We start from the raw sequence: 12122 nt of genomic DNA, 5'->3' as shown, positions 1-12122 counted from the left end.
TTTTGAGCATTAGAGTGTATTTACTAACTAGTGTTTGCATATATGCTTTATGTGTAACTTTGCGCTTTTATTATCCTTTTGTCCTAGAATCCTATCCGCAGTATTTACATAATAACACATGGCTTTTAAACACTCATGATGGCTATTTTTATGCACAGGGCGCAAAAGATATTTTACACTTTTTAGAATCCTTTTTAGATTCCAACACCTTTGCTTCTGCCTTAAATTTCGTGCAGAATTTCACTTTAGATTCCAATTTTAAATCCACGTTAAACTCTCCTACACACGAACCACTATCCATTATCACAGCACTTATTGCTTTTCTTACGCCCTTATCTTTAGAACAAGTGTTATTTTATCTCCCCGGATTTCTTGGCGCGCTCATTGTTTTTCCAATGCTCTATATCACACGTCACTTTGGAATTGTTCCTGCAATTTTAGCTAGCCTATTAAGCGCACTTAGCATAAGCTACTTTAACCGCACGATATTTGGCTACTACGATACAGATATGCTAATCTTGCCCTTAGCACTTAGTGTTCTTGCACTAACCCTTTCTAAAAATGTGTGTGCATTTGGATTCCTATTTGCCTTAAGTGTGTTTTCTCTGTTGTATTATCCAAATTTACGCTATGTGTTTTTAAGCTTTATTGCGATTTTACTTTGCTTTAAATCAAAGAGAGAAACAGCAGCCATTTTAATGCTTGCAATCCCCTTTGCACTATTCTTGCCATTTTCACTCTTTGGGGCGGTGGTGTGGATTACAATAAGTGTCATTTTAAACGTATTTAAGATTCCACCAAAACTCTTTTGGATAATTCTTAGCGCATTTGTATTTTTTATGCTTTATGTCTTACTGCCTAGTCTTTTGCACACACCTTTTTTTAGCACACTCTTTATGGATTCTCAAAATACACAGCCTTTGCCCTTCTTAAATGTTTTAGATTCCATCGCAGAAACTTCTAAAATCTCTTTTAACACCTTTGCAGTGCGCGTTAGCGGTAATCTTGCACTCTTTATTCTAAGCCTTGTTGGTTATGGATATTTAGTCTATAAAAAGCGTGTATTCTTGCTCTTTTTACCTCTTTTACTTTTAGGGGCTTTTTCACTTTTGCAAGGACTTAGATTTAGCTTTTATTCCTCTCCTGTTTCTGCGCTTGGGCTTAGCTACCTCTTATACCAAAGCACACTTCTAAAAAAGATTCCACTTCGTCCCTTATTCCAAACATTTTTTATCCTCCTTACTCTCTATCCGCATCTCTTGCATATCAAAAACTACACCCCAAAGCCAATTTTAGATTTCACAGAAGCACAAATCCTAAAAGCAATTCCATCTAAAAAGGGAGACTCTGCGCTTGCATGGTGGGATTATGGCTATATGATAAATTATTTTAGCAATCTTAATGTTTTTATTGATGGTGGCAAACATTCAGGCAAACAGAACTTCCCTGTTAGCCTATTTTTTGCTAGTAGCGATAATGATTTAAGCTACAATATCGCAAAATCCTTACTAAATGGCTCTATGGAATCGCATTTCAAAACACCAAGCTTTCTAGAATCGCTCCTGCACTACAAGCCCCAAGATCATGCACAAAATCTCTATATTATCCTACCGCTTAGTATGCTTGAGATTTTTCCAAATGTCATTGCTTTTAGCAATTTTAATAAGACACCAAAATTCTTTGCTCTTAGTCAAAATGTAGAATCCAAAAATGCAAATTCCAAAATTGTGCATTTTAAAAATAAACTTGCCCTTGATTTAAAGAATGGAATCTTAAATCCTAATACACATAAAATCTCTAAATTTATTAGCCTAAAGACAAATAAAACGTTAAATTTCAATCCTCAAAGTCCACTAAGTGCGCTAGAATTACAAGATGGTAGAATCTTGCTGTGTGATAACTCCTATCTTGAAAGTTTTTATTTTCAGGGATTATTTTTTGAAACATTAAATCCAAACTTATTCCAAAAAATGCTAAAAAATGACAAAATTACAATTTACAAACTGCTTTAAAACAAGGATTACAAATGGAACTCACTCATTTAGATGAACGTCAAAACCCCAAAATGGTAGATGTTAGCGCAAAAGATTCTACGCAACGCGAAGCTATTGCAAGTGGCAAGATCACTATGAGCAAGGAAGCCTTTAGCGCGATAAAAGAACAAAGAATAAAAAAGGGTGCTGTGCTACAAACTGCAATTGTTGCTGCAATTATGGGGGCAAAACGCACTTGGGAACTTATTCCTATGTGCCATCCTCTCTTCTTAAGCAGTGTAAAATGCGATGTTAGCGAACTCCCAGAAGAATGCGCATTTATCTTAAAAGTGCGCGTAAAGACTTTTGGACAAACAGGCGTGGAAATGGAAGCGTTAATGGGCGTAAATATTGGACTGCTTACCATTTATGATATGGTCAAAGCCATTGATAAAAAAATGATACTAAGCGAAATTTGCTTACTAGAAAAAAGCGGGGGCAAAAGCGGACATTTTGTGCGCTAAAACACTCCTTAACTGCTTTAACACCTTTAAAAAGTTTCAATACTACTTAATTTTAAGCTAATAATCTTTGATAAATTGCTTCAAAATACATCTTATTACTGCAAATTTTTGTAACAAAAAACTTAAAAAATATTTATAGATTCTAATTTTTTGTGCGTTTATAAGTAAAAATCTGCTAACATCAAAATATTATATTTAAACAACAAGGAGTGTTACATGAAAAAGAATATTGTTTTCTTTGAAGCAGTTGGTGGAAGCGACAAAGGCGCAGATGGGCACAGAAAAGACACTATGCCTATGGTTAATGCGCTAAAAGCTAAGGGTTGGAATGCAGAGGTTGTATTCTTTAGTGATGCTATTTTGCGTGATGAAAATGAACGCAATGCAATTTATAAGCGCGTTAGAAACAACGCAGATGGTTATGTTTCACGCGTTAATCCGGGAAATCTAAAAGAAGAAAAATTATATTTTGATGTTTTGCGCAAACTTTGTGCTGATGGGCTTGTGGGTATGCCTCATCCTGATGCAATGGTGGGTTATGGAGCAAAAGATGCTTTAACTAAACTTGCAGACACACCACTTGTGCCAGATGACACTTATGCTTATTATGATATTGCAACATTTAAAAACACATTTCCAAAAAGCCTAGCAAAAGGTGAACGCGTACTAAAGCAAAATCGCGGCTCCACAGGTGAGGGGATTTGGCGTGTAAGATTAGCAGATGGTGTTTATAATACTTGTGAATCTTTACCACTAGATACAAAAATTATCTGCACAGAGGCTAAAGATAACCACAGCGAAGAGCGTAAGCTTGGTGAATTTATGGATTTTTGTGAGCAATACATCATTGGCGATAATGGAATGTTAGTAGATATGACTTTCTTACCACGCATTAAAGAGGGTGAAATTAGAATCCTAATGCTTTATAAAACACCTGTGTATGTTGTGCATAAAAAACCAGCTGAAGGTGGCGATGCCTTTTCTGCAACTCTTTTTAGTGGTGCAAAATACCGCTATGATGAACCAAAAGATTGGCAAGCACTTGTAGATTGGTTTTTAGGACAATTACCATCTATTAAATCTAAACTTGGAAACTATGATTTACCACTCATTTGGACAGCAGATTTTATTTTAGATACAGATGAAAAAGGTGCAGACCGCTATATCTTAGGTGAAATTAATTGCTCTTGTGTTGGATTTACAAGCCCAGAAGAATATATGGCAAAAATCGCCATAATGGTTGGCGATAATATCATTGATATTGTCAGCGAGAAAAAAGCTTAAAAATCGGCTACAAACCTTTTAACAAGAGGGGGATTTTCCCTTTTGTTAAGTTTTCTTCTTTAACTGCATAAATCCACATAAAATCCAAAATTAAATTCCATTAGACTCGCCACACAAAAACCAAAGACTAGAAAACAATTCTATAAAACTACACAAAGCAAAACCTATATTACAAATCCTGTAAAATAAATTCCGCTTCTACAAGTTACTATGGAATCTTTGATTTTAAAAAGTTTAATTTAAAAATTAATTCCTTCTAATGCAAAATATCAAACTACCCTTTTAAGCTTTCTAAGAATGTGTGCAGTTTATTGTATTCTCCACGTTCTAAAAAGCGCACTTTCTGCGTTGGTAAATTATTAAGCGTAACAAATCCATAAGCAATACGTTTAAGATCTAACACCTCTAAGCCAAAATGTGCAAAGAAACGCCTAAGCTCACGATTTTTACCTTCTTTAATAATTACTTTGATTTTTGAGTATTTTGACACATTTTTAATACAAGTATAGCCCACAAATGGTGCAAACTCCATTGCTTTAATTTTGCTTTTGCTATGCCCACCAGCACTTGCATCTTCTAATGTAATCCCACTCTCCATAGCATCAAACACGTTATCTTTGATAAAACCAGAAAGTTTTAGTAAATACACACGTTCTAACCCATTCTCCATAAGTGCGCGCACAACCTTGACACTATCACTAAGTAGCAGTAGCCCCTCACTGGCAAAATCTAGCCGCCCCACAGGCATAAAATGCGAGAATTTTTTAGGAAGAGAGTCATAAATAACCCTGCGTCCCCTATCATCGCGCCTACTGACAATCTCTCCTTTAGGCTTATTATACACAATCACCGAGTATTGCTCTTGCTCCCTTAGTAGCTTCCCATTAAGATACACTTTTGTATTTTTATCCACTTGATAAGAAAAATCATTCATAATTTCCTTGTTAATTGTAATCCTACCCTCTTTAATCAGCTTATCTGCCTCACGTCTTGAATATTTTGAATGGTGTGCTATGTATTGATTGAGTCGCATTTTCACTTCTTGTTATTTTTTAAATTGAAATTTCTGTGCTTTTAATAATGCCTTCAGCGCATCTTTATGCCGTCCTTGCAGAATTAGCCAAAATCCTTTACTATCTTGATCTAAACTACCTCCACAAGAGAATTTTTTCTTTGCTTCTTTTAATATCTCTTGCATCGCTTGCTTCTCTTCAAAAAAGATTCCACAACGCGTGATATCCTTGCCTTTTGCCTTTTCTTCATTAATTCCCAAAAAATAGCTATCGCGCATTTTAGACTCACCACCCTTGCCACAGATACAAGCACTCTCTAACTCCCCACATTTTTTGCACACACAATCAATCCTATCACTAAACTTTGCACTAAAATCTAATTGCACCATTGCAGCTCACTTAATGCGCTTTTTATCTCACTATGCACCTTAAATCCACTCACTAACTCTAATTCTTGTGTTTGTGTTCTAAAAAGGATTCTAAGTTCTCGCTTACCACTATGGATAATCGCAAATTCCCTTAGCTTTTGCAAACTTTGACTCTGTGTGCTTGCATCAAGAAGCACAAGCAAAGGTTCGCTAATGTCAGCTTTTTCAATGACAAAATCCACAATTTCTCTTTTAGCCTCTTCTAAAGTTAGAATCTTTTCTGCTTTGAGCTTTTTGGTTTCATTTTGTTCTTGGACTTGACATTTTATCGCCACAGGAATCTCTTTATCTAAAGCTTCTACTTTTATAAGCATTTGTTCAAAAACAGTTAATTCCAAACTACCATAAAGATCTTGAAGCTTTAACATTCCATAACGTTTGCCAGCTTTAGAAAACTTCACAATCACATCTTCAATACACCCAACAATCAAAATCCTACTATTTTCAGCTAAGTCTTTAATTTGATTACTAGGCGTATAGTTTATCTCTCTAAAAGCCTCTTTATATGCATCAAGGGGATGACCAGAGGCATAAAACCCCAAACTTTCCTTTTCAAATTCCAAAATCTCTTTTTGACTATACTCTCCTAAATTCTTTAAATCCAATTGCACACGCATTAGCTCCTCATCATCGCCAAAAAGCGAACCGATAGCTTCTTTTTGCGCATTTTGCGCATTTTTTGCCGCTTCTGTCAAATCCTCAATTTGCTCTAATAAAGATTTGCGCGTATAACCCATTCCGTCTAATGCACCACTTTTAATAAAGGCTTCAAGGGCTTTTTTATTCACTTTTGCAGGGTCAATACGTTTTAAAAAATCCTCTAAGCTCTTAAACTCACCATTTTGCTTACGTTCTTCTAAAATAATATTAATCGCAACTTCTCCAGCACCCTTAATCGCGCCCAACCCAAAAAGAATGCAGGACTCACCCTTCACTTCAGCAACACTAAATTCAAGTTCAGATTTTTGGATATTTGGAGGAAGCACTCTAATTCCCATTTGATTTGCTTCCTCAATGTATTCTACGATTTTATCAGTATCATTTTTCTCCGAAGTTAGCAAGGCAGCCATAAACTCTCTTGGATAATAAGTCTTTAAATACGCTGTTTCAAAGGTAATCATCGCATAAGCGGCAGAGTGGGATTTATTAAATCCATATCCAGCAAACTTTACAATCAACTCCCAGAGCTCCTCTGCTTTTGCTCTATCAAAGCCCTGTGTAACTGCTCCATCGGCAAATTTGCTTTTATTATCCTCCATAATTTGCGCATCTTTTTTTCCCATTGCACGACGGATTAAATCCGCTCCCCCAAGAGAAAATCCTCCAATTCTTTGCACGATTTGCATAACTTGTTCTTGATAAACAATCGTCCCATAAGTTGGACGCAAAATGGGTTCTAATTCTGCAAACATATACACAATAGGCTCTTTGCCATGCTTACGATTAATAAAATCATCTACCATTCCCGATTCTAATGGTCCAGGTCGCCCTAGTGCGATGGTTGCAATAATATCCTCAAAGGTGCTTGGGCGCATTCTTTTATTAATCCCTTGAAACATACTAGATTCTATTTGAAAAATCCCTAACGTATTTCCGCTTTGAAGCGTTTCATACACTTTTTTATCATTGACATCAATATTTAAAAAGTCAATTCTCTCACCACAACGTTTTTCAATCAGTTTTAGTGCATCATCTACTACAGTAAGTGTTTTTAAACCCAAAAAGTCAAATTTAATTAAATCCACATCTTCAAGATATTTCATAGAATATTGTGTCGCAATAATCCCATCTCGCTGTGAGCGATAAAGAGGTGCTTTATGCCACAATTCTTGCGTGGAATCTATTACAACTGCAGCAGCATGTGTCCCGGGATTCCTTTTTGTTCCTTCTAAAATCAACGCAAATTCCCACACTTTTTTTGCAAGTTGGTCTTTTGCAATCAATTCTGCGATTTTTGGTTCTTTATGAAAAGCATGTTCAAGCGTGATTTCAAGCTCTTTTGGAATGAGTTTTGCAAAAGAATCTGCATCATTATAAGGCATCCCCATAACACGCGCCACATCTCTAATAACCGCCTTTGCTTTCATCATACCAAAGGTAATTACCTGCGCAACATTATGTCGCCCATATTTTTCTGTTACATAGTCCAAAATCTCACCACGACGACTTTGACAAAAATCCATATCAATATCAGGCATACTCACACGTTCAGGATTTAAAAAACGTTCAAAGAGTAAATCGTATTTCAAAGGATCAATATTTGTAATCTCTAAGCAAAATGCCACCAAGCTTCCAGCAGCACTTCCACGACCTGGACCTACTGGAATTCCACGTTCTTTTGCTGCACGCACAAAATCCCAAACAATAAGCATATATCCGGGAAATTTCATAGAATTAATAATTTCTATTTCTCTCTCTAAGCGCTCTTTATATTTTGCATGTTCTTCTTGTGGAATCCTCACAAGACGTTTGACTAAGCCCTCTCTACACTTATATGCAAAATACTCACTATCTTGCGTAAAATCTAACCCTTCAGCCTTTGCATAGTCCTGTGTAAATTTAAAACTAGGTGGAGTAGGGTTGCCTAAATGCAATTCTAAATTACATTTATTAGCAATCTCTTGCGTGTGCTCTAATGCCTCTGGCAAGTCCGCATAGAGTTCTGCCATCTGCTGCGGGGTTTTGACATAAAACTCTTGCACGGTGTGGCGCATACGATTTGGATCATCAAAATCTTTACCAAAACCAATACAAAATGCAACTTCTTGCGCTGTGGAATCCCCCTGTTTTGTATAGTGCGTATCGTTTGTTGCGACGATTTTAATCCCTGTTTCATTAGAAAGTTTTAAGAGTTGATTATCAATAAATTGCTGTTCCTCAATGCCATGGCGCATAAGCTCCAAATAAAAATCCTCTCCGAAAATTTCCTTATACTCTAGCGCAACTTCCTTTGCTCTTTCATAACCCTTGCGCCCTTTATTATCGTCTTTTTTTGTATTTAAATGCCATTGCACCTCACCATTTAAGCACGCACTACTACAAATCAACCCTGCGCTGTGTTCCCTTAGCATTTTCTTGCTAATACGTGGCTTCATATGAAATCCATACAAACATGCTTGAGAGCTTAAATACATTAGATTTTTATAACCTTCTAAATCCTTTGCATACAAACACAAATGGAATCTTTGATTGCTTTTATCACCAATTTCATCTGCATTGTGCAAATACGCTTCCATTCCTAAAATCGGCTTAATCCCTTCTGCTTTCATCGCCTTATAAAACTCAATAGCACCAAACATATTGCCATGGTCTGTGATTGCCACACTATCCATTCCGTATTCTTTAATCTTTTTAGCAAGGGTTTTAATTTTGTTTAAGCCATCAAGCAAGGAATATTCAGTATGTAGATGTAAATGCGTAAATTTTGGAGTTTGACTCATTTTAAAAGCCTTTAAAGGAATTTTTATGGAATTGTAGCCTAGCCTTGCTAATATACATATAAGATTCTAATCATAAAAGTATAAGCCTTAGCAAATTTTTAAAAGCTTTCAACCAATAAAAGCAAAATCCAAAATAGATTCCATATTTTAAAATGCTTAAAAAGGCACTTAAGGATGCAGTATCTTTAACTCTTGTGCAATTTTTTCTAGTTTTTGTTTTTGTTCAACTAGAGCATTTTGATGAGTTTCAAGCACTTCTTTTGGAGCATTTGCTACAAATTTTTCGTTCTTTAGCATTCCCTCTAATTTGCTAATCTCTTTTTGTGCTTTCTGTGCTTGTTTCTCTAAACGCGCAATGATAGGAGATAAATCAATATCAGTAATTGGCAAATACGATTCTAATTTTTCTGTAATATCCACAATGCAATTTGGAATCTTTTTTGAAACAATCTCTAGGGATTCTACTTTTGCAAGTTTGCACACATAACTAATAAAGAGTGCGCGCATTGCTTCTGGAATCTCAACATTAACATAAGCTTTAGCAATTTTTTGATTTGCTAAATCAATCGTTGCTTTTGCACGACGCAAAGACACAATAGAATCTACAATGCGTCCAAATGTAGAGAAATTCTCCACATTTGTGTAGCTAAAGTTAGGATACGGACGCACCATAATTGAACCACTCTGCTCTAGAGTTGAACCATCAAGTTTATGCCACAAATAATCACTAATAAAAGGCATATAAGGGTGCAATAACAACAAGGATTCCTTAAACACAGCACCAAGCTCAATAATGGAATCTTTATTTGCCTTGCTTAGCTCAATCCCCCAGTCGCAAAATTCATTCCACAAGAAACGATAAAGTGTGTTTGCACCATCATTAAAACGATAAGATTCCAAATGCTCACGTACCTCTGTAACTATCTTGCTTAAAAGCTCAGCAAAATATTGTCCAAGCGCAGTTTTTGGCACTCCAATATCATTTAAATTTGGAAATCTCTCTGCATTTAAAAGTAGAAAATTTGTCGCATTATAAAGCTTGTTTGTAAAATTTTTAGACACTTCCATTTGTTTATGCGAAAGCTTCACATCACGTCCTTGTGCGCACAAAATCGCTAGTGTAAAGCGCAATACATCAGCACTATATTCTTCAATCTTTTCTAGAGGATTAACCACATTGCCTTTAGATTTACTCATTTTATTGCCAAATTCATCACGCACGAGAGCATGGAGATAAATATCAGGATAGGGCAACTCTCCTAACAAATGCTCACCCATCATTAACATCCTAGCTACCCAGAAAAACAAGATATCAAAGCCTGTAATAAGCAAGGAATTAGGATAAAACTCTTGCATATCCTTTACATTCCAAAGCACCCCCTTGCCAAACTCACCATTTGCATAACCAAGCGTAGAAAAAGGCCAAAGTGCCGAACTAAACCAAGTATCCAAAACATCGGGATCTTGCCTAATATTCTCACTTTGACAAAACTTACAGACCTTTGGAATCTCTACACTTGCAAATTGTCCGCCACAGCTCTCACAATAAAACACCGGAATCTGATGCCCCCACCAAAGCTGCCTTGAGATACACCAATCGCGTAATTCCCTCATCCACGAGTTATAATTATTTTTCCATTGTGGCGGAAAAAAATTACTTATATTTGCATTAATTTTTTCAATCGCCCCTTGCGCAACCTCTTTTTTTAAAAACCACTGCTTAGAAATATAAGGCTCCACAACATTTCCACAGCGGTAGCAATGCCCTACTTGATTTTTATAATCTTCAATTTTTTCTACAAAGCCTAACGATTCTAACTTTTCTACAATGTTTTTGCGTGCTTTTAAACGTTCTTGTCCAGCAAACTCACCAGCATTTGTATTCAAGATTCCATATTTATCAAAAATCACAATTTGCTCTAAATTATGACGTTTTCCCACCTCATAGTCATTCACATCATGCGCAGGAGTTACCTTTACAGCTCCTGTTCCAAATTCCATATCCACATGCATATCAGCAATAATTGGAATCTTACGCTTTAATAATGGCAACACAACGTTTTTGCCAATTAAATGCTTAAAACGCGTATCTTCTGGATTCACCATTACCGCACTATCGCCAAAGTAAGTCTCTGGACGCGTTGTGGCGACAACAATATAATCCTTGCTATTCTCTAAAAAGTAGCGCAAATAGTAGAGCTTACCATTGTTTTCTTTGTATTCTACTTCAATATCAGAAAGTGCCCCATCATGCGTACACCAATTTACTAGATACTCACCTTGAAAGATTAAACCCTCATTATAGAGCTTTACAAAAGTATCTTTTACTGCATATTGCAAACCATCATCCATTGTAAAACGCGTCCTACTCCAAGCTTGCGAACTTCCAAGTTTGCGCATTTGTTTTAAAATCATTCCCCCACTTTTTTCTTTCCATTCCCATACTTTTTGCACAAAAGCTTCACGTCCTAAATCTTCTTTCTTAATACCTTGTTCTAAAAGTTGCTTTTCTACAACATTTTGCGTAGCAATTCCAGCATGGTCTAAGCCAGGTTGCCATAATGTTTTATATCCATCCATTCTTTTAAAACGTGTAATAATGTCAATTAATGTGTGATTTAGTGCGTGTCCAATATGCAAACTCCCTGTAACATTTGGGGGCGGCAGCATAATGCAAAAGTTTTTGCCATCTTTTTGAATTGCCTTATTGCCATCAAGCTCAAAATATCCTGCCTTTTCCCAAAAATCATAATATTGTGATTCCACTTCTTTAGGATTATAAGCATTTGTTGCTTTCTGTGCTAAAAGTGTTTTGTCCTTAGATTCCATCTCTTGAATAGATTCTATTTTTTGCATAAAAGCCCTTTTGTTAGCAAGTTTTAGTGTATTTTATAAAACTGGAATAGTTTTTGCTAATCTGCTAAGTATGAATTTTTAATTTCAGAATTCTACCAAAAAATCGGATTCTTTAAAATCTATTTTTGACAAAAAGTTCATAAAATAGGCTTTAAAGTAAAAAACTTTATGGTAAAATCAAACCATACCAAAATAAGACAAGGAGTGTGTTATGAAAAGCGAAAAATTTCAAGTAAAATCCCCAATTCTAGGATTTGATAATGTAAGCGAAGTAAGTTTTGCAGAAGTTGATGATGGTGCATTAGCGTTTTTGTCTATGGAGAGTGGTGCAGAATTATTACTCATTAATCCTTACAAAGTGCGTGAATATTCTTTTGAAGTGCCAACAGCAATTCAAACTCTACTAGATATGAAATCTAGCTCTAATGTAAAAGTTTTCTGTGTGTTTGTACGCGAAAAAGAAGCAGAAGTGCGCATCAATTTCCTAGCACCAATTATTCTAAACTTTGATAATAACACGCTTGCCCAAGTTGTGTTAAATATAAAAGATTATCCAAACTTTGGCGTTGCAGAATCTATTAAAAACTATATTAAAGCATAGTTT

General features: G+C 35.8%; 8 protein-coding genes. 4 read left to right on the top strand and 4 right to left on the bottom strand.

Translation table 11 applies throughout. From position 1 onward, the window contains the following. Positions 1-2 precede the first annotated feature (2 nt). The 3 genes from K4G57_RS00115 (at position 3) to K4G57_RS00105 (ending at position 3781) form a co-directional block, all read left to right on the top strand. On the top strand, positions 3-2012 hold the full coding sequence (locus tag K4G57_RS00115; RefSeq protein WP_221531159.1) for an STT3 domain-containing protein: 2010 nt from the start codon (positions 3-5) through the stop codon (positions 2010-2012). A gap of 14 nt (positions 2013-2026) precedes the next feature. Beyond that, positions 2027-2497, top strand: a complete 471-nt coding sequence (gene moaC, locus K4G57_RS00110; protein WP_221531158.1) for a cyclic pyranopterin monophosphate synthase MoaC — start codon at positions 2027-2029, stop codon at positions 2495-2497. A 216-nt stretch (positions 2498-2713) separates the two neighbouring features. Beyond that, entirely contained in the window at positions 2714-3781 is a 1068-nt protein-coding gene (locus K4G57_RS00105; RefSeq protein WP_221531157.1) for a Cj0069 family protein, read from the top strand. A gap of 274 nt (positions 3782-4055) precedes the next feature. Here K4G57_RS00105 and K4G57_RS00100 read toward each other — a convergent pair whose 3' ends face one another. The 4 genes from K4G57_RS00100 to K4G57_RS00085 form a co-directional block, all read right to left on the bottom strand. Then, complete coding sequence (locus K4G57_RS00100) at positions 4056-4814, bottom strand: pseudouridine synthase (protein WP_221531156.1); 759 nt, start codon at positions 4812-4814, stop codon at positions 4056-4058. 12 nt (positions 4815-4826) lie between these two features. Continuing rightward, positions 4827-5183 (bottom strand): translation initiation factor, encoded by a 357-nt coding sequence (locus K4G57_RS00095; protein WP_221531155.1) that lies wholly within the window; start codon positions 5181-5183, stop codon positions 4827-4829. Beyond that, positions 5171-8662 (bottom strand): DNA polymerase III subunit alpha, encoded by a 3492-nt coding sequence (dnaE, locus tag K4G57_RS00090; protein ID WP_221531154.1) that lies wholly within the window; start codon positions 8660-8662, stop codon positions 5171-5173. The genes K4G57_RS00095 and dnaE overlap by 13 nt, the downstream gene beginning before the upstream one ends. A gap of 168 nt (positions 8663-8830) precedes the next feature. Continuing rightward, positions 8831-11491 (bottom strand): valine--tRNA ligase, encoded by a 2661-nt coding sequence (locus K4G57_RS00085; protein ID WP_221531423.1) that lies wholly within the window; start codon positions 11489-11491, stop codon positions 8831-8833. A gap of 238 nt (positions 11492-11729) precedes the next feature. Here K4G57_RS00085 and fliW point away from each other — a divergent pair, with 238 nt between their 5' ends. Beyond that, positions 11730-12119 (top strand): flagellar assembly protein FliW, encoded by a 390-nt coding sequence (gene fliW / locus K4G57_RS00080; RefSeq protein ID WP_221531153.1) that lies wholly within the window; start codon positions 11730-11732, stop codon positions 12117-12119. Positions 12120-12122 lie beyond the last annotated feature (3 nt).

The organism is Helicobacter turcicus, assembly GCF_019711685.1.
Taxonomy (GTDB): Bacteria; Campylobacterota; Campylobacteria; order Campylobacterales; family Helicobacteraceae; genus Helicobacter_D; species Helicobacter_D turcicus.
Note: the sequence above shows the minus strand (reverse complement) of the source record. Positions and strands in the feature narration are given on the sequence as shown.

What these genes read in the sequence shown, in the direction of transcription:
- fliW (WP_221531153.1), top strand. Translation starts at nt 11,730, where the DNA reads ATGAAAAGCGAAAAATTTCAAGTAAAATCCCCAATTCTAGGATTTGAT.
- K4G57_RS00100 (WP_221531156.1), bottom strand. Translation starts at nt 4,814, where the DNA reads ATGCGACTCAATCAATACATAGCACACCATTCAAAATATTCAAGACGT.
- K4G57_RS00085 (WP_221531423.1), bottom strand. Translation starts at nt 11,491, where the DNA reads ATGGAATCTAAGGACAAAACACTTTTAGCACAGAAAGCAACAAATGCT.
- dnaE (WP_221531154.1), bottom strand. Translation starts at nt 8,662, where the DNA reads ATGAGTCAAACTCCAAAATTTACGCATTTACATCTACATACTGAATAT.
- K4G57_RS00105 (WP_221531157.1), top strand. Translation starts at nt 2,714, where the DNA reads ATGAAAAAGAATATTGTTTTCTTTGAAGCAGTTGGTGGAAGCGACAAA.
- K4G57_RS00095 (WP_221531155.1), bottom strand. Translation starts at nt 5,183, where the DNA reads ATGGTGCAATTAGATTTTAGTGCAAAGTTTAGTGATAGGATTGATTGT.
- moaC (WP_221531158.1), top strand. Translation starts at nt 2,027, where the DNA reads ATGGAACTCACTCATTTAGATGAACGTCAAAACCCCAAAATGGTAGAT.